Origin of the sequence: Larkinella insperata, assembly GCF_026248825.1 — a bacterium.
GTDB classification, from domain to species: domain Bacteria; phylum Bacteroidota; class Bacteroidia; order Cytophagales; family Spirosomataceae; genus Larkinella; species Larkinella insperata.
On sequence record NZ_CP110973.1, the window covers coordinates 5,722,302 to 5,739,803 of the forward strand.

A 17,502-nucleotide genomic window follows, 5' to 3' on the forward strand; every position below is an offset into this window, starting at 1 on the left:
ATGAGAATGGAGCATTCCGGTTCTTCGAAAAGCCTGACGTCGCTGAAAAGAACGGCGTTGGGCATTCTTTTTCTTTTCATCACCCAGTCCGTCGGGGCCGTCTCTCCCCCGGCGGACGATCCCGGTGCCCAGGAACGACAGTATCTGGTCCAGACGCTGGTGCGCATCGCCGACCCGGTTCTGGTTTCGCTCAGCCAGAACAAGCTGCACCAGAACATGCCCGTGGAAGGCAAAACGGCCGACCGCAAGGACTACTCCCACCTGGAAGCGTTTGGCCGACTGCTGGCCGGTATCGCCCCCTGGCTTGAACTGGGTCCGGATGAAACGCCCGAAGGTAAGCTGCGCAAAAAATACATTGACCTGACGGTATTGTCGCTGCGCAACGCCACCGATCCGAAGTCACCTGATTTTATGAATTTCAACAAGGGTGGTCAGACGCTGGTTGATGCGGCTTTTCTGGCACAGGGCCTGCTGCGGGCGCCCACTCAGCTCTGGAACCGGCTGGATGCCGTCACCAAGGCCAACATCATAACCGCCCTCAAATCGACCCGGGTGGTTACGCCCGGCTACAACAACTGGCTGCTTTTCAGCGCCGAAGTGGAAGCCGCTCTGCTGAAATTCGACGGTTCCTGTGACCGGATGCGGATTGATTACGCCCTGAAATCCCACCAGCTTTGGTATAAAGGCGACGGCACCTACGGCGATGGCCCGAGCTACCACTGGGATTACTACAACAGCTTTGTTATTCAGCCGATGATGCTCGACGTACTGAAAACGCTGGTCGAAGCCGCTCCAAGCCAATACCTAAAAAAGGAATACGAGACGGTTTTGGGGCGAGCCCAGCGGTACGCGGAAGTGCAGGAAACGCTCATTTCTCCGGAGGGCACTTATCCGCCCATCGGCCGATCGCTGGCCTACCGCTTCGGGGCGTTTCAACTGCTCTCGCAGATTGCTTACCTGAAGGCGTTGCCCGAGGGTCTGGAACCGCAGCAGGTTCGGGCGGCCCTGTACACGCTCATCAAACGGCAGGTGGAAGCGCCCGGCACCTTCGACAAAAATGGCTGGTTGCAGATCGGGCTGTACGGTCACCAGCCGCTGATCGGCGAAAATTACATCTCTACGGGCAGCCTGTACCTCTGCGCGGAAGCGTTTCTGATGCTGGGTTTACCGCCCAACGACGCCTTCTGGACCGGGCCGGACAAAGCCTGGACGACCAAACGAATCTGGCAGGGAGAAAACATGCCGGTGAAACACGCCCGCGATTGACACCCGCCGGTTTCAGGCCGGTTTTTGTTCGCTGGCCCTCAGCGCCCGGACCAGCGCGGGCAAACTCAGGCCCTGGACCACCAGCGTGATCAGCACCACCACGACGGAGACAAAAATCAGCGTATTGCGCTGCGGAAAAGCCCCTTCGTCGGCCAGTGTGAGCGGCAGCGCCAGGGCCGTTGCCAGCGAGACGATCCCCCGCATGCCCGCCCAACCAATGACCAGCGCATCGCGCCAATCAATTTTCTCGTCTGAATAAAACTGAAACCGTCGTTGGTTCGGAAACAGGTTGCGCCGGGCGATGGCTTTTTCCAGGTTGTTGTTGTGCCCAAAAATCCAGAGAATTCGAATGACCAGCATGATCAAGCTGATCAGGAAGCTGTAGCCAATCAGCGGCAGAATTTCGGTTCGATCAATGCTTTTGACGACTTGTGGAAACTGCAAGCCGATCAGGATAAACACCAGACCGTTGAGCAGGAAAATAAAGACTTCCCAAAACGCCTTGTTTTGATTTTTAACGGTTGTTGGAAAAAGCCTGCTGGTGTATTTCGACAAGCCAATACCCAGCACCACCACCGCCAGAACGCCCGAAACGTGCAGTTCTTCGGCCAGCAGGTACACCACAAACGGAGCCAGCACCATTGCGCTGATCGCCAACGCACTGTTGCCGTAGACCCGCTTCAGAAAATAGATCAGCACCTTGCCGAACAGGATTCCAACCCCAACTCCACCGGCCGCTACGATCAGAAATTGTCCGTAGGCATTAAAGAATTTAAACCCATCACCGGCAATGGCCGCCACCGCCAGCCGGTAGGCAATGAGCCCGGAGGCATCGTTGACCAGGCTCTCCCCTTCCAGAATCGTCAGAGTCCGGTGCGACAGGCCCAGCCCTTTCGTCACGTTGGTAGCCGCAACGGCATCGGGCGGGGAAAGGATGGCCCCTAGTGCAAACGCCATTGGCCAGTTCAGGCCGGGAATCAGAAAATAAGTGGTTACGGCAATGGCTGTCGTGGTCAGAAAAACCAGCGAAATCGCCAGGGAACTGACCGTGGCCCAGTTGCTTTTCAGTTCCCGAAACGAAATATTGAACGATGCATCGTAAAGCAGGGGCGGCAGAAAAATCAGGAAAATCACCTCCGGACTCAGCGTAATGGACGGAATGCCGGGCAGGTAGCCAATGCCGATTCCCGCCAGCACCAGCAGAATGGGATACGGTAATTTGATGCGGTTGGCGACGGCCGATAGCACGAGCATGATCGCCATGATGAATAAAACAATACTGTAATGTTCCACGCCAGATTGCCGGTTAATGCACAAATTGGATCGCAACAGATCCCCAAATATACCAATGGCCCGTATTCCCATACGAGCCATTGGTACCTTAAAAATTAAAAACCGTCTTATCTCAGGCTTTTTTCGTCACGGTTGCAACCGCTTTTTTAGCCGGAATCGACTTCTTGGTGCCCGAGCCGGCCGGTTTACTTTTCGTAGCGCCGGGGTTCTTTTGGGTCATCGTCACCGGGTCCCAATGCACCACTTTGTTTTCGAAGTAGCTTTCGTTGCAGGCCAGTACCGGAGCAGCCGCGCGGAACCCGAACACGGGGTCTTCGATGGTGCCCTGGCTGCCGTTCCGAACATTTGTGAAGAAGTCGCCAAAATGTTTGGCGTGTGCATCATCGTCTTTCGACGCTTCAAACTTCACTTCCTTCACCGGTTCCGCCGTGCGGGTTTCGGGCGGATATTTGGCGTCGTACTCTTCCACAAACTTCTTCTGAACGTCTTCCGTAAACGTAAAGAAGCTATCGTAGTTGCCGTAACCCGGGGCGATGGGCAGTTTTTTCTTGGTCAGAATCAGGTTATTTTCCGAGAACTCGACGGTTCCTTCGTTGCCGATGATCCGGGTGACGTTGCTGATTTTACCGGCATTGGCGAAGTTCACCCGCAACACCATCTGGAAGGCGTCGTGCTGCTCGGTTTTGGGGTAATCCATGATGCTGGTCATCACGTCGGGCACATCGCGGTGCTCTTTCCAGTAAGCCAGGTTGCCCGACGAATAAATCCGGGTTGGGCCCAGCGTATTGGTGACGAAATGCACGCCCGTAATCAGGTGGACGAACAAGTCACCGGCCACGCCCGTACCGTAGTCTTTAAAGTTCCGCCAGCGGAAAAACCGGACCGGATCGAAGGGGCGCTTGGGCGCATCGCCCAGGAAGCGGTCCCAGTCAACGGTTTGGGGCGTGGCATCCGGTGGCACGGAATAGTTCCAGGCCCCGATGGCATTGAACCGGTCGTTGTTGGACTCAATGTAATTGATGGCGCCGATTTCACCGGCCTGAATCAGCCGTTTGGCCTCCTGGAAAGCCGCGCTGCTGATGCGCTGGCTACCCACCTGCATGGTTTTTCCCGACTTTTTCCAGGCATCGATCACGGCTTTGCCTTCGTTCAGGTGCTGCACCATCGGTTTTTCGCAGTACACGTGCTTACCGGCTTTCAGGGCCGCAATGGTGATGTGGTCGTGCCAGTGGTCGGGTGTTACCACCAGCACGGCATCCACGTCCGAACGGTTCAGAATTTCACGGTAATCGCGGGTTGTAAACAGTTGCTGTCCGAAAGCCGTCCGGGCGTGTTCCAAACGACCGGAATACAGATCGGCCACGGCCACCAGTTCCACATCAGGGTTGCGCAGGGCCGCCTGGGTGTCGTAGTTCCCCTGAATCCCCATCCCGATGGTGGCAATCCGGATTTTGTCGTTGGGGCTAATTTTCTTCAGATCCTTAATAATATTGAAAGGTCGGGCCACGAAAGGCTCGGCGACGCTCTGGGTAGCCACCAGCGCCGAAGCGGCTGTCAGTCCCTTGATAAAGTCGCGACGATTGGAATGCATAAGGTTAATTTTGGGTAAGTTAAAACGGAAGATTAAGTCTGTAAAGTTAGAATTTTACGGGATAAATCCCACCTCCTGCCGCGCATGTTATTTGGCGAATGCCGGGGTTGACCTGGCAAAAATTAGGCAGAGCCGTGCAGAATAAACACTTTACGCTCTCTTAAACCCACCCGGCATTTTTCATATATTTTATACTATTCCGGTGTAGCGGCTTTTCTCCGCCCTCAACCCACCTCCTTGATTGACGAGGCCGGATTTGCGTTTTCTGCATCACGCAAAAGCGCTGAAACAAAAAGCTCCTTTACACCACTTGGTGTAAAGGAGCCGCCTATTCAAACCTGGATTTACCCTTACCGTGTATATAACGCTCCCTTGGCAATGGTCGATTCGTATTCTCCGCTAATGGTTTCCAGAAACTTGCCCGTCACCCAGCCGATGTCGGAGTTACGGATAAACACGAACCGTTTCGGCGCAGTAGGGGTCGAGTATGTTTTCATGATGGCTTCCAGCCACAACGCCCCGGCAATCAATTGTTTTTCGCTCACCTGATCACGCACCGTGCGAATCTCCTGCTCGGCTTTTGCCCGGATAGCCGCATCCGCAATGCCCTTTACGTCCGGATGAGTCAGCGTCTGGTACTCATCCATCACTAGTTTCTTGAACCGTTCGACATCGTCCATCGAGATGGCAACGGCTGTGGTACCGCTTTTTTCGGGGTGCAGGTACGTGACGAGCGCCCAGGCCACATCGCCCCCCAGCCCGACCGTCCGACGGTTTTGCAGCCCCGTACTGCTGGTTTTGAAACGAGGAGTCAGCGCCGTATCAGCGACGGTTTTGACGACCCGCTGCGCTTCCCGTTTGAACGCTTCGGTATTCAGCGACCGCTTGCTTTCAATCTGACTCACCAGCGATTGAACGCCCACGGGTAACTCAACGGGGTGGAAAGTCTTGTTTGATTCAAAATACCCCCCGACGGTTGCATCGCTACCGATGTTGAGCGAAGAAGTTGTCGGCCAGACTTTGCGGGGAATTGAGCCAACGGTAAAAAGTTCGGCTTCGCGGTCAGTCGAGAGCGTGGTATCGATGCGCAGGTTGCTGCTCGGCAAAGCCCGCGAAAGCTGGTCATACAGCATTTTTTTGGTCGCCGGGGTTTTGGCGAGCCCTTCCTTCATCTCGTTGCTGAACACGATGAAAATCCGTTCGGCCGGGATGTTGTAATGACTGATCGAATCCAGACATACCTTCAGCGCATCCTGCCCGGCTTTCAGTGAGTTGGAGGCATCAGCCACAAAGCTAACGTTTGGAACCTGAATGCGGGTTTTTATATCTTTTTCGTAGAAATCACTTTCGTAGCGGGTTTTGAAAATCGCCAGTTTAACATCCGACGCGCCAAACTGAATCCCGGCGTACAGGTTCTTACCGGACAGCTCCCGAATCAACTCGTTAACGCCCCAGGCACTGGCAACGTACCGCAACTTCTCGTACCGGCCCCGGGCCAGTTTCAGGTAATAATCGGCGTTGTCGTTGCTGTTGTTTTCGTAGTAGGCCAGTCCCAGCAGTTCGTACGTCACGGCTTCCCAGTACCGGTCTTTTCCCCTCACCGCCGGCAGGGCCCGTTCCAGCAGGTTGATGGCATCCTGCGGTTTATCCAGTGCCCGTAAGGTGTTGGCCAGTTTGATGTACTGAATTGCCTGGGCCGTGCTGGTCGCTTTCTGAGCCAGCACGGGACCAAGCACTAAGAGTAAAAGAACGGACAGAGATAAAAAGCGTTTCATTCGGATGGGGAGGACAGTGTCACCGATGCCATCGCTTCGGTGACCATACATACGAGCAAAGACACGCTTGAGATTTCGGCTTATCGAGAAAATCGAATTTTTTTGGGGACTCGCCTACCCCAGCACCCAACTCAGGGCCAGCACACCCAGCAACCCCGTCACCGAAACCAGCGTTTCCATTACCGACCAGGTTTTGAGCGTATCGACCATGGATAACTGGAAGTACTCCCGAAACAGCCAGAAACCCGTGTCATTAACGTGCGAGAACATCATGCTGCCGGCGCCGATGCTCAGCACCATCAGGTTGGGCTCCACGCCCGTCGTGGCCAGCATCGGTGCAACAAACCCGGCGGTGGTGATTCCCGAAACCGTTGATGAGCCCGTGCAGACCCGAATGAGCGCGGCCATGCCCCAGGCCAGCACGTAGGGATGCAAGGTCGAATCCTCCATCATCCCGGCAATGGACTCGCTGACCCCGCCATCGGTCAGCACCTGCTTCAGCGCCCCGGCCCCGCCGAAAATCAGAAACAGCATGGCCACATCCTTGACCGCGTCGCCGAACAGGACCGTTACCTCGGGCACGGTTTTTCCCCGCCGGATGCCCAGCGTGTAGGTAGCAACCAGAACCGACAGAAACATGCTCACCACGGGTTCCCCCGCAAAAACAAGGATCTGCTGCCCGGTTGATCCAGCCGGTAAAAACGGCCCCAGAAAGGTGCTGAGACCGATGAGCAGAATGGGGAGCAAAACCGTCAGGAAACTGTTGACCGCGGAGGGCATCTGGTCTTCGCGCAGATCGGGCGCAATAAACGCCGGATTTGCCAGCGTTGTGTAGCGTTTCACGGTTGCGCCAAACAGGGCCCCGGAAATCAGGATGGCCGGAATGGAAACGATGATTCCGTAGAAGAGCGTCAGTCCCATGTTGGCGTTAAACTGCTTCAGAATCGCCAGCGGAGCCGGGTGGGGCGGCAAATAGCCCTGCGTAACCGACAGCGACGCCAGCATGGGCAGCCCTAAATACAAGGCAGGTAGTTTGTACCGGTAGGAAACCGTAATGACCAGCGGAGCCAGCAGCAGAAAACCAACTGAATAAAACAGCGGCAAACCGACGATGAATCCGGTTACCAGAAATGCCCATCGGGCGTGGTGTGTACCCACCAAATCCATGAGTTGGGTAGCGATGCGCTGAGCGGCTCCGCTCTGGGCCACGAGTTTACCGAGCATGGCCCCCAGCGCAATGATGGCCGTAATGGACCCGAGCGTTCCTCCGATACCCTTCTGAATCGAATCCAGGATCGCCAGCGGCTGAAGACCCAGGGCCAGCCCCGCCCCGAGGGAGACCGCCAGAAAAGCCAGGAAGGTGTGTAAACGAACAACGGAAATTAACCCGATCAGGGCCAGAATAGCGAGGAAGGTGATGGTTAGGAGCATCACCAAACATAAAAATTATTACAATTTAATCGAAGAATCAGAACAAAGATTTGACGCTGCGGCCACCCGTTGCGCCTGCAGAATATGCCGCTGCTCGTGGGCAATCAAAAACCGCAAGGTGTCGCCCACCGACAACCGGATGAACCTGGCGATGGAAATGGGCACCCGAAGCTTTTGCATATCCACCCGCCGGGCTCGTTCCAGCAGACTCAACAGTTCGCGCTGCTGGCCCTGAAAGACGGCCATTACCGCTTTCGCATCCAGTTCGGCAGCGGGGGTATGTTCTTTCACGGCCTTGGCTTTCAGCCCGATGGAACCGTCGGCTTTGGGGCGCATGGAATTGGCGAAGTAGTTGCCCAGCCAGCCGCTGCGGAACCTTTCGGTCGCCGGGATAGGCTCCTGCTCACCCCGCTCAATCGCCCTTTTGAGCTTTGGAAGGTAATACTGTCCGTAGCTGTTCAGGTGTTCCAGACACTGCGCGATGCTCCAGCGCTCGGGGGCGGGCGGCCAGTTCAAGGCATCGTTTGGCAACGTACTAAACTCGTTCTCAACAATCTGGATTAACGCATGGGTCTCGGCGGTCAATTGATCGAGCAGGGCGCTGGGGGTGAACGTTGGCATGGCGGTAGCGATTGGGTCAGCAAACCTAAGGCGGTTTTTGAAAAACAATCTTGGTCTGGCCCAAGATTTTAGCAAGCGCTACAACCGGACGGACGCCAGCAGTTTGCTAAAGGTTGTCGGGTCCAGCCCCAGGTACGACGCCAGGTATTTGTGCGGAATCAGTTGCAAAACGTGCGGACTGCGCGTTAGCAAAATCCGAAATTTCTCTTCGGCGCTGAACGTCATCAGTTCAATGTACCGCTCCATCAGGCCCGACAGGGCGGCCGCCGTGCCGATGCGTCCCCAGCGCTCCAGTGCCGGATAGGTAGCCAGCAACCGGTCGAAGTCGGTAAACGAAAGGCGGAGTAACTGGCTGGCGGTCAGCGTTTCGAGGTAGTATCGCGAAGGCTGCTGCAACTGAAACGAGTCGATAATGCCCGACATCGAGCCGGCGTACGAAAAGATCAGCGTGGCATCCCGTTTTTTTTCGCCCAGGTAATACGCCCGCTGAACCCCGTCGACGACAAAGTAGAGGTAGCGCTCCACTTCACCCGCCGACGTCAGAATGGTTTTGCGTTTGTACTCGACCAGATGCCAGCAGGCCGCGAACGCGTTCCACTCCCCTTCGGTGAGGTCGGCGACCGGCAATACGACCTGCTTGAGCCGCTCCAGCGCCGTTGCCCGTTTATTCATACCCGTGTCCAACCGGCCGAGCCGTCTGCGTTTGTGGTAGGTTGATTAAGACCAGGATCACCTGAAACCAGCCGTCGGCTTCGCCAACCAGGGGCGTGGGCTGGTTCAGCAACCGGTATTTTGTGTCGATGTTGGAGAGCCCTACCCCGTTGGATTCAATCCGCAGGTTTTTGCGTTGCAGGTTATTTTCAACAATCAACAAATCCTGGCTGCTGGTGCGAATCCGGATTCGGAGCGGCTGATCGGGCAACACCACGTTGTGTTTGACGGCATTCTCGACCAGCAGTTGCAGCGTCAGCGGAGGAAGCAGGGCCTTTTGGTACTCCTCGGTTACCGACACCTGCAAGTCGACGCTTGTACCGAAACGGGTTTGCAGCAGGTGGAAATACGAACGGATAAAGCGCAGTTCGTCGCTGAGCGTCACCAGTTCGTTTTCGTTACTTCGCAGCAGATACCGGTACACATTGGAAAGTTCATCCACAAACTTGCTGGCCTGCCCGGGGCTTTCGTCGATCAGTGAGGAGAGGGTGTTCAGGCCGTTGAACAGAAAATGCGGGTTCACCTGGCTCTGCAACGCCCGCATCTGCACTTCGGTTTTTTCGTGCTGCATCCGCTGGATCGCCAGGTCGGCTTCCAGGTTTTCGCGGTGGCGCTGCTCGCGTTCGCGCTCCAGGTCTTTTTCTACCACGGCTTTCCGAACGGCCTCCCGCCGGTGCCGGTACGAAATTCCCAGCGAAAAAAAGATCAGGTCCAGCACCACGCCAACCTGGAGAAACAAATCCGGGTGTTGCCAGAAGGGCAGCGACAGGCTAAGGTTCGGTGAGTGAATCAGCAGGGCCGCCGTAATGGCGTGGTTGATGAGCAGCGAAGCCGTTCCGGCCACAAAAAACCGGGCCACCACGTCCTTGGACCGAAAAAAAGAAAAGACAATGTAACCGCCCACGGCCAGCATGGCAAACCGGATGGGTTGCAGCAAAATGGTGTGCATCGTCGACTGCCAGAAATCCGTGAACAGGTAAACGTAGGTTTTAACGGCACAATAGAAAACGAGCATCCACTGCACGACCACCACCGAGCGCAAAAACCGGGGCCGCTCGCGCAGGTTCAGGAAAATCTTGGCCAGCTCCAGGTAAAAGATGTAACCGAGGTAGGAAGAGAGCTTAAAAAAACTACCCAGATTGGTCGGTAAACCCAGGTGGTTGATGACAAAATAGAAAGCCCAGATCAGGGTGTAAATCGTGTACAGCCCATAGATCCGCTCACGGTACATAAACCACTGGATGGAATTGGCCAGAAACATGGCCACCACCATACCCCAGAAGAACGGCGACAGGGCTTCGTACGTCATTTGAATGGGAAAAATCAACTACGCGCTAACGATCAATGCTACGCTGTAAATGTACAAAAAAGCATTCAAAGACGTGAGTTTCTGATCGCCAGACTCAAAAACGAAGCGTTAAGTGGACCGGGTGGAAGCCCGAATGACCAGTTCGCCGTCCAGATTGGTTTGGGTGATGGCGTTGTTTTTGGGGATGCTTTCCAGCAGAATCCGGGTGGCCAGCTGCCCCATCTCGGGTAACGGTTGACGGATGTACGTCACTGGGGTGTGAAACAGGTCATAAGCGTCGGCCTGATCGAGGGTGATGATGGCAACGTCGTCCGGCACGCGCTTCTGGAGTTCTTTGATGGGCTTCAAGCCGAAGAGGGCCAGGGTGTTGGAAGCAAACAGAATGGCCTCAACGGGATTTTTGCCCCCCAACAACTCCCGGACGGCTTTTTCAATATCGGTTTTGTAGGTAGCGCGCCGGACTTCTTTCAGCCAGCTTTTCGAGAAAGTAATGTTGTTGGCTTTCAGAGCCTCCAGATACCCCCGCTTCCGCTCGGTGATGGTATACAGCGTGGTTTGAAATGTGATCATTCCAATGCGCCGGTAGCCCGAGTCGATCAGGTGCTGGGTGGCTTTGTAAATGGCGCCGTAATTGTCCAGCGCAACGTAATTGGTTTTCAGATCGGGAAAATACCGGTCGATCAGGACAAACGGAACGCCTTGCTTTTGCAGGTCGGCCAGTTGTTTTTCCATGCCCTCCGTGGGTACAATCAGCAGCCCGTCGACCTGCCGGTTCAGGAGCGTCTCGATGAGTTTTCGGGCTTTCTGCGGCTGCTCGTCCGAGCTGCCCACCAGAACCGTATACTGCTGCTGATCGGCTTCGTCTTCGATGATGCGGGTGAGCGAGGAAGAAAAAGGATTGGAGATATCCGCAACGACCAGCCCGAGGGTGAACGTCTTGTTGGTCTTCAGGCTTTTGGCGATCTGGTTGGGCCGGTAATTCAGTGCTTTGGCCACCGCCCTGATCTTCTGAGCGACCTGCTTACTGATCTTGTTTTCCTTTTTATTATTCAGCACGTAGGATACCAACGCCGTTGAAACCCCCACTTCCTGCGCAATATCCTTTAACGAAGTCTTCTTTGCCATACCGGGCAAATATAGGAAAAAGTCAATTATTGATTTAAACGTTTAAATTAATTAGTTCCGGTATTTAATTTTTCAAATAGCACACTTCGACATTTCTATATAAATAATACTATTTACATGGTACTATTTGAACATTAATAAGATAATTTCTAAAGAAATTCAACTTAATTGCACTTTTTTAATTTAAACGTTTAAACCAATTTCTGTACTTTTGTGTTCGAATAGAACAGCTACTGGCGTGGTAAAATGCCGTAGCTAACCGGAGAGCAGGCTAACCGCCCCACCAGGCTCTTTGGAAATTCAAAAAATAACAACAGACAATGACACAGAATCTGAATACTAAAAACAAGTCATCCAAAACGCCCTTTTTCGCTTCGCTGCTGTCCTTCATCGACCGGCACGACGGGGTGTTTGAATCGCTGAGCCGGCAGGCAACGCCTTTTGGCGGCAACTGGCTACCGGAAAACCGCCGGGCACTCAATGCCCAGGCGACGCAGGAACAACTGACTACACTGCAACAGCAGGTTGACGGACTAACCAAGGAAATTACCCGGCTGAGAGCCCAGAACAACGCGCTTGCTGCGCAATCCGAAAATCGCAAAACCGAGATTGGCATCAACCGCTTCCGGGCGTTGCGGGCAAATTCTTAACGATTTATCTGGCGTATCAACCACTCTAAAAGCATCAAATTATGAACCGTTTTTCAGTTTTATATCAATTCAAAGGTCAGTATCACCACATCGGGCGGGACACCCAGGCCGAAGCCCGCACCACCTTGCAGATCCTGGCCAACGACGCGCGCCGGACGCCCATCGGTATTTTTGACTCCAAAACCGAATTATTCGAGTGGACGCCCAGCTACCAGCAGCACATGGACCAGGCTTCGATCAGCGAACAGGGCAGTCAGGGGAACGAAATCATCTCGATTGCCCAGGCCCTGCGCCGTCGTGACGCCAGCTGGCACCCAGCCGACCGTTTTCGGCGCCCCAGCTTTTTTGCCTGACAACCCGAAAGTCAGCCAACGGCCTGAACCAAATCAGAATTCAAATCCTTATGGAAGTACCAACACGAACGCGGCAAACGGACGACGTTTGTCCGTTGGTTGGGCTGAATCCCGATTTTTGGAAAAAGACCGTACAAAAATGAAAGTTGAAATCTGGTCGGACGTGATGTGTCCGTTTTGCTACATCGGCAAGCGTAAATTCGAAGCTGCCTTGGAGCAGTTTCCCCACAAAGACGCCATCGAGGTCGTCTGGAAAAGCTTCCAGCTCAATCCGGCCATGGAAACGCAGCCGGACAAGAATATTTCTGAATACTTGGCTGAAACCAAAGGCTGGACCATTGGCTACGCCCGGCAGATGAACGACTATGTGACGAACATGGCCGCGGAAGTGGGCCTGCACTACGACTTCGACAAAGCCGTGGTGGCCAATTCGTTCAACGCCCACCGGCTCGTGCAGCTGGCCAAAAAGCACGGTAAAGGCGACGCGATGGAAGAGCAGCTTTTTAAAGCCTATTTCACGGAAGGGCTCAACACCGCCGACCACCAAACGCTGCTGAAGCTGGGTACCGACATTGGCCTGGATGCCGACGACGTGCAGCAGGTGCTCGCCAGCGATCAGTACACCGCCGACGTGAAACGGGACATCAGCGAATCCCGCCAGATCGGGGTTACGGGCGTGCCGTTTTTTGTATTCAACCAGAAGTATGCCGTTTCCGGGGCGCAGGCACCCGAAACCTTCCTCGGTGCGCTGAACAAATCCTTCGGCGAATGGGAAGATGCCGCCGTACCCGTCACGAATGAGGGACCGGCCTGCACACCGGACGGCGATTGCGCGTAATTTTGGACTGTAAAAGAAGAAAGAAGCGAGACTATTGACAAGAGAGAAAGATTGCTCACGAGCGTATCTAAGCACCTCTTTTCTATTGCCTCTTGTCCCTTGTCTCCCTTCTTTACTCTCGAAAAACTTGAACGTTCGACTGACTACCTCCACCAAGTCACCCGGAAAAACCCGGCTGTCAGTGGCCGGATTTTTCTTTATTTCCGGCTTTGGCTTTGCCACCTGGGCTTCGCGCATTCCGTCGCTGCAACACCAGTTACGGCTGAACGAGGCCGAATTGGGTGCGGTTTTGTTTGCCCTGCCGATGGGCCTCATCCTAACGCTCCCGCTGACCGGTGCGCTCATTGGCCGGTTCAGCAGCCGCATCATGATGCTGGTCGGGGCGGTGTTGCTGAACGTGATTCTGGTGGTACTGGGGCAGGTCCATCAAACCTGGCAACTGGCGGTGGTGTTGTTCTGCTTTGGGGCCGCCCGCAACCAGCTGAGCATTTCCGTCAATGCCCAGTCGATTGGCGTGCAGGCGCTGTACGAGCGGTCGATTCTCACTTCATTTCACGGCATCTGGAGCATCGCGGGCTTTGCGGGGGCGGCTCTGGGATCGGTAATGATTTCGGCCAACATTTTACCAGCCTGGCATTTTGTCATCGTCAGCGTTGCCCTGACGGCCCTCGCCCTCGTCTTGTTTCCCAACTCCATTGCCGAACCTGCCACGCCATCAACGGCCCGCACCGGCTTCGTGCTGCCGGACCGGTCGCTGCTCAAATTCGGGATGATGTCGTTTACGTCGATGGCTTTTGAGGGCATTCTATACGACTGGAGCGGTATTTACTTTCAGAAAGTGGTCCACGCTCCCAAAGAACTCATTGCCGCCGGTTTTGTGGTTTTCATGGTCGCCATGACCCTCGGACGGTTTTCCGGCGACTGGCTGGTCAACCGGTTCAGCAAGAAAACGGTTCTGACTTTCAGCGGCCTTTTCATGACCACCGGCCTTTTGCTGGCGGTCGGGGTGCCGACGGTTTTCGGGGCCGGTTTGGGCTTTGTTCTGGTCGGCCTGGGTTCGTCCTGCGTCGTTCCGCTCGTGATGAGTCTGGCCAGTCAGTCAAAGTTGGCGGGCACGGGCTCGGTCATTGCCGCCGTTTCTACGATTGCCTATTTCGGTTTTCTGATTGTGCCGCCGGTGGTGGGCTTCATTGCCGAATCGTTCAACCTGCGGTGGTCGTTCGGCCTGATGTCGCTGCTGGGCGTGATGATGGTCTGGCTCGTCAGCCGCCTGCCCGACGAGCCAAACTAACTCCTTAAAACCGTTAGCGCAACGGCTGAGCCTTCACGCCTTCCACGGTTATTTTCACCGGCTTGATCAAGCCTTTTTCGTCGAATTCCATCCGGTCGATGCAGGTTTCGCGGTGGTTGCCGTCGGTTTCTGTCAACGGACGGCGGTGGTACACAATGTACCACTGATCTTTGCCCGGCACCTGGATAACCGAATGGTGGCCCGCGCCCCTTGCTACGGTGGGGTCCTGCTGCAGAATTTTATCGATGCGCTTAAACGGTCCAAACGGCGAGTCGGCCACGGCGTAGGCGACGGAGTAATTCGGGCCGGTCCAGCCCCCCTCCGACCACATGAAGTAATATTTGCCGTTGCGGATAAACATAATTGGCCCTTCAACGTAGCCCTCGGGCGTTATTTCCTTGAAGGTCGTTCCGTCCGGAAACGGCACAAAACCCGTAAAGTCATCCTTCAGTTTGGCGATGTTGCAGTGCCGCCAGCCGCCGTAGATCAGGTAATACTGGCCGTCTTTGTCCTTGAAAACATACTGGTCGATGGGCTGCGCACCGTTGATGATCTTGTCCACCAGCGGCTTGCCCAGGTAATCTTTGAACGGTCCGGCGGGGCTGTCGGCCACGCCGATGCCGATGCCGCCCACGTCTTTTTTATCGTCCTGAATGTCATTAGCGCCGAAGAACAGGTAATACTTGCCCTCTTTCTCGACGATGGCCGGTGCCCACATGGCCCGCCAGGCCCACTTGATCGCCGTCGTGTCGATGATGCGCGGGTGTTTGGTCCAGTTCACCAGGTCGGGCGACGAAAAGGCGTCCATAAACACCTGTTGGTTGTAAGGAGCGGAATAGGTTGGGTAAATCCAGTATTTCTTGTCGAAAATCACGGCCTCAGGGTCGGCGTACCAGCCCGGAAAAACGGGGTTACCGGATAGGGTTTTCTGGCTCGATTTTTTAGTCGTTTGTGAAAAAGCCGTTAGCGTTGAACTCAGCAGCACTGCAATCAGAAGCGTTTTTTTCATGAAGGTCGTTTTTACTACGATTAACACCGCTAAGTTAGGCATTGATCCCTTATTTCACGCTTACGGGCACTTTCCACAAACTCGAAAATCAGAAGCCTCATCCAGCGCCCACCGATTTGTCTCTCTCCCGCAGGAACCCTACTCAGGTAACGCGGATTGGTTTAGACTGACCGACAGGTTGTTGTAAGACAAGATGCCTATCCATTTGCCTTTCAGGGAATACCGCTGACCCGTAGTTTTGTTTACTATAATTCCGGTGAAGGAACAATTCAGGTGGTGCGCATCAATTTGCCGGTCAATAACAATTTTAGATTTAGGCGGAATTTTAATATCCATTACCTCCTTTTTATACACCCCGTACGGTTTTTGCTGCTCGCCGGAACTGAGAGAAAACGGTTCGGAAAAATACCCGTAGGTGTCATCCGGATACCATCGTTCCGGTACGCGTACCTCTATTTTGTCCAGCTTTACGTCTTGGGGAAGCGTGCTCCGGTCCACCTCAAACCGGGAGGTTTTCACCAGTTCATCATACTGACCCTCAAACGGCTGGGTCGTGAGCGTAGGCGTGGGATTCTGAAGACTAACGCCTTTCAACTGCACAATCACCGTATCCAACCGATCGCCAGCTTCCAGAAAATACCGTACGTCTTTCAGCTCGTATTCGGCAGGAGGCACAACAACTTCGGGTTCAACTTTTGCTGGTTTGGAGCAGGAAAAAAAGATCGCTACGGACAGGCCCAGACCGAACAGATTGGCCAGACCAACTTTAGTGAACTGGTGCAGCATTTTTCTCAAGTTTAAGAGCAACACAAGATCCTACGGCAACTGATAATATGAACATGAATATAACCCTTAAAGCCGACAAACTCCTTTTACTACTCTGCTTTACGTTAGGCCCGTTATGCTCTTCTTTTCCCAGCCCGGCCGAACCTCAGTGGGCCGGCTGCCCCGCCGGCAGAAACACCTTCACCTCCGGGTGCATGGTGTAGAGACGGTATTGGCCGCCGTCCGGCACCACAACTCCGCTCGACGTATTATTGCCCAGGATGGGGTTGTTTTCGTACTTCTTCCAGTGAATCAGGTCGTTGGAAACCGCAATGTTGGTCGACCATTCCCGCCAGTCCTTGAATGCCGATGCGTGGTAATACATATAATACCGCCCCTTGTGCCGGATGATCTGGTTGGTGGCAACGGCAAACTGGTCGTACGTTTCCGGACCGCATTTCAGCACGGGTTCATCCTGCACGTTTGTCCAGGTTTTGAGGTCTTTTGACGTTGCCAGCCAGACGGCGGCATCGTTCCGTTCGTAAAACAGGTACCAGGTTGCGCCTTCTTTCCAGATCGCCGGGGTGCCGTACGGTCCCTGGCTAAGCGGTTTGCCGTTGGTGTAGTGAATGACAATTGGCCCCTGCTCCTGCCAGTTGACGCGGTCGGTCGAGGTGAGCAGGTGGGCGATATCGTCTTTGCCTTCCGCAAACATGTAGTACGTTTTGCCGACCTTCAGCACCGATACATCCTCCACCCAGTGCGCTTTGTGAATCGGGTTGTGTTCGTACCGTTTCCAGGTTAAGCCGTCCGTTGAGGTGGCGTATCCGAGGTATTTGGTGTTGTCCTCGCCCTTCTGATACCCCGTATACCACATAAACCACTCTTTCCCTTCCTTCAGAATATAGCCCCGCTCCCGAATGCGCTGGTCCCAGGTGGCGGCTCCGGTTCCCGCAAAAACCGGGTTGCCTGCGTACGGTTTGAACTGGGTGAGTTCCGCCGGAAACTCCGGATCAGAATCGTTTTTCCCGGAGCCTGTTCCGGCGAAAAAAAAGGGGATACTCAAGAGGGTTAGGAGGGCTTTTTTCATAAGGGTTTTTGTTCGGACTTTTATCGTTCTGAACCACCAGTCAGGGCGTTATTTTGCGATGGTTCGTAGGTACAGTTCTTCCACTTTCTGACGTGCCCAGGGCGTTTTTCGCAGGAACGTCAGGCTCGACTTGATGCTCGGATCGTAGGTAAAACAGCGGATAGGAATGCGTTGCCCGAGCTTTTCCCATCCGTATCGGTCCACCAGTTCCGTCAGGATGTTCTCCAGGGTTTTCCCGTGCAGCGGGTTATTGGGCTGGGGTGTGTTCATGGCTATGGTCTTGATCGGGCATAAATAGAATAGGTCGCGTTGCGGGCGGGGCCGTTTCTGCCAAGACCCTACTTTTAATGCCAGGTTTTATTCTTTATCTCATTTATAAGCGGT

At 54.5% G+C, this 17,502-nt stretch carries 17 protein-coding genes; 5 read left to right on the plus strand and 12 right to left on the minus strand.

The genetic code is table 11. The annotated features are described in order from the left end of the window. Entirely contained in the window at positions 1–1,266 is a 1,266-nt protein-coding gene (locus OQ371_RS22975) for a DUF2264 domain-containing protein (protein ID WP_265990671.1), read from the plus strand. A 12-nt stretch (positions 1,267–1,278) separates the two neighbouring features. Here the strand turns inward: OQ371_RS22975 and OQ371_RS22980 are convergent, their stop codons facing one another. From OQ371_RS22980 to OQ371_RS23015, 8 genes are all read right to left on the minus strand, one after another. Then, positions 1,279–2,559 carry a Na+/H+ antiporter gene (locus OQ371_RS22980; protein WP_265990672.1) on the minus strand — a complete coding sequence of 427 codons (1,281 nt, stop codon included), beginning with the start codon at positions 2,557–2,559 and terminating at the stop codon, positions 1,279–1,281. Between the two features lie 112 nt (positions 2,560–2,671). Continuing rightward, positions 2,672–4,150: a Gfo/Idh/MocA family protein gene (locus OQ371_RS22985; protein ID WP_265990673.1), complete on the minus strand. Its 1,479-nt coding sequence runs from the start codon at positions 4,148–4,150 to the stop codon at positions 2,672–2,674. Between the two features lie 350 nt (positions 4,151–4,500). Then, the gene (locus tag OQ371_RS22990; protein WP_265990674.1) at positions 4,501–5,925 is read right to left on the minus strand and encodes a tetratricopeptide repeat protein; all 1,425 of its coding nucleotides are present in this window, start codon (positions 5,923–5,925) and stop codon (positions 4,501–4,503) included. A gap of 114 nt (positions 5,926–6,039) precedes the next feature. After that, positions 6,040–7,356, minus strand: a complete 1,317-nt coding sequence (locus tag OQ371_RS22995; RefSeq protein ID WP_265990675.1) for a gluconate:H+ symporter — start codon at positions 7,354–7,356, stop codon at positions 6,040–6,042. A gap of 18 nt (positions 7,357–7,374) precedes the next feature. Beyond that, positions 7,375–7,977 (minus strand): DinB family protein, encoded by a 603-nt coding sequence (locus OQ371_RS23000; RefSeq protein WP_265990676.1) that lies wholly within the window; start codon positions 7,975–7,977, stop codon positions 7,375–7,377. Positions 7,978–8,055: 78 nt separating this feature from the next. Next, the gene (locus tag OQ371_RS23005; protein ID WP_265990677.1) at positions 8,056–8,649 is read right to left on the minus strand and encodes a Crp/Fnr family transcriptional regulator; all 594 of its coding nucleotides are present in this window, start codon (positions 8,647–8,649) and stop codon (positions 8,056–8,058) included. Next, entirely contained in the window at positions 8,642–9,997 is a 1,356-nt protein-coding gene (locus OQ371_RS23010) for a sensor histidine kinase (RefSeq protein ID WP_265990678.1), read from the minus strand. The genes OQ371_RS23005 and OQ371_RS23010 overlap by 8 nt, the downstream gene beginning before the upstream one ends. A 108-nt stretch (positions 9,998–10,105) precedes the next feature. After that, positions 10,106–11,122: a LacI family DNA-binding transcriptional regulator gene (locus tag OQ371_RS23015; protein WP_265990679.1), complete on the minus strand. Its 1,017-nt coding sequence runs from the start codon at positions 11,120–11,122 to the stop codon at positions 10,106–10,108. 320 nt (positions 11,123–11,442) lie between these two features. On the opposite strand from OQ371_RS23015, the gene OQ371_RS23020 reads away from it, so the two are divergent. The 4 genes from OQ371_RS23020 to OQ371_RS23035 all read left to right on the plus strand — a co-directional run bounded on the left by OQ371_RS23020 (position 11,443) and on the right by OQ371_RS23035 (position 14,254). Next, the gene (locus OQ371_RS23020; RefSeq protein WP_265990680.1) at positions 11,443–11,772 is read left to right on the plus strand and encodes a hypothetical protein; all 330 of its coding nucleotides are present in this window, start codon (positions 11,443–11,445) and stop codon (positions 11,770–11,772) included. Between the two features lie 41 nt (positions 11,773–11,813). Then, on the plus strand, positions 11,814–12,125 hold the full coding sequence (locus OQ371_RS23025; RefSeq protein WP_265990681.1) for a hypothetical protein: 312 nt from the start codon (positions 11,814–11,816) through the stop codon (positions 12,123–12,125). Positions 12,126–12,264: 139 nt separating this feature from the next. Continuing rightward, positions 12,265–12,963 carry a DsbA family oxidoreductase gene (locus OQ371_RS23030; RefSeq protein WP_265990682.1) on the plus strand — a complete coding sequence of 233 codons (699 nt, stop codon included), beginning with the start codon at positions 12,265–12,267 and terminating at the stop codon, positions 12,961–12,963. A 127-nt stretch (positions 12,964–13,090) separates the two neighbouring features. Beyond that, positions 13,091–14,254 (plus strand): MFS transporter, encoded by a 1,164-nt coding sequence (locus OQ371_RS23035; RefSeq protein WP_265990683.1) that lies wholly within the window; start codon positions 13,091–13,093, stop codon positions 14,252–14,254. A 13-nt stretch (positions 14,255–14,267) separates the two neighbouring features. Here OQ371_RS23035 and OQ371_RS23040 read toward each other — a convergent pair whose 3' ends face one another. The 4 genes from OQ371_RS23040 to OQ371_RS23055 form a co-directional block, all read right to left on the minus strand. Next, positions 14,268–15,263, minus strand: coding sequence for a glycoside hydrolase family 43 protein (locus OQ371_RS23040; RefSeq protein ID WP_265990684.1), 996 nt, complete (start codon positions 15,261–15,263; stop codon positions 14,268–14,270). A gap of 138 nt (positions 15,264–15,401) precedes the next feature. Further along, positions 15,402–16,049: a hypothetical protein gene (locus OQ371_RS23045; protein ID WP_265990685.1), complete on the minus strand. Its 648-nt coding sequence runs from the start codon at positions 16,047–16,049 to the stop codon at positions 15,402–15,404. Positions 16,050–16,194: 145 nt separating this feature from the next. Continuing rightward, positions 16,195–17,118, minus strand: a complete 924-nt coding sequence (locus tag OQ371_RS23050; RefSeq protein ID WP_265990686.1) for a glycoside hydrolase family protein — start codon at positions 17,116–17,118, stop codon at positions 16,195–16,197. Between the two features lie 48 nt (positions 17,119–17,166). Continuing rightward, positions 17,167–17,388, minus strand: coding sequence for a VF530 family protein (locus OQ371_RS23055; protein ID WP_265990687.1), 222 nt, complete (start codon positions 17,386–17,388; stop codon positions 17,167–17,169). Positions 17,389–17,502: the final 114 nt, after the last annotated feature.

Excerpts from the sequence above, each read along its gene's own strand:
- OQ371_RS22975 (WP_265990671.1), top strand. The coding sequence starts at position 1 with ATGAGAATGGAGCATTCCGGTTCTTCGAAAAGCCTGACGTCGCTGAAA.
- OQ371_RS22985 (WP_265990673.1), bottom strand. The coding sequence starts at position 4,150 with ATGCATTCCAATCGTCGCGACTTTATCAAGGGACTGACAGCCGCTTCG.
- OQ371_RS22990 (WP_265990674.1), bottom strand. The coding sequence starts at position 5,925 with ATGAAACGCTTTTTATCTCTGTCCGTTCTTTTACTCTTAGTGCTTGGT.
- OQ371_RS22995 (WP_265990675.1), bottom strand. The coding sequence starts at position 7,356 with ATGCTCCTAACCATCACCTTCCTCGCTATTCTGGCCCTGATCGGGTTA.
- OQ371_RS23000 (WP_265990676.1), bottom strand. The coding sequence starts at position 7,977 with ATGCCAACGTTCACCCCCAGCGCCCTGCTCGATCAATTGACCGCCGAG.
- OQ371_RS23005 (WP_265990677.1), bottom strand. The coding sequence starts at position 8,649 with ATGAATAAACGGGCAACGGCGCTGGAGCGGCTCAAGCAGGTCGTATTG.
- OQ371_RS23010 (WP_265990678.1), bottom strand. The coding sequence starts at position 9,997 with ATGACGTACGAAGCCCTGTCGCCGTTCTTCTGGGGTATGGTGGTGGCC.
- OQ371_RS23015 (WP_265990679.1), bottom strand. The coding sequence starts at position 11,122 with ATGGCAAAGAAGACTTCGTTAAAGGATATTGCGCAGGAAGTGGGGGTT.
- OQ371_RS23020 (WP_265990680.1), top strand. The coding sequence starts at position 11,443 with ATGACACAGAATCTGAATACTAAAAACAAGTCATCCAAAACGCCCTTT.
- OQ371_RS23025 (WP_265990681.1), top strand. The coding sequence starts at position 11,814 with ATGAACCGTTTTTCAGTTTTATATCAATTCAAAGGTCAGTATCACCAC.
- OQ371_RS23030 (WP_265990682.1), top strand. The coding sequence starts at position 12,265 with ATGAAAGTTGAAATCTGGTCGGACGTGATGTGTCCGTTTTGCTACATC.
- OQ371_RS23040 (WP_265990684.1), bottom strand. The coding sequence starts at position 15,263 with ATGAAAAAAACGCTTCTGATTGCAGTGCTGCTGAGTTCAACGCTAACG.
- OQ371_RS23045 (WP_265990685.1), bottom strand. The coding sequence starts at position 16,049 with ATGCTGCACCAGTTCACTAAAGTTGGTCTGGCCAATCTGTTCGGTCTG.
- OQ371_RS23050 (WP_265990686.1), bottom strand. The coding sequence starts at position 17,118 with ATGAAAAAAGCCCTCCTAACCCTCTTGAGTATCCCCTTTTTTTTCGCC.
- OQ371_RS23055 (WP_265990687.1), bottom strand. The coding sequence starts at position 17,388 with ATGAACACACCCCAGCCCAATAACCCGCTGCACGGGAAAACCCTGGAG.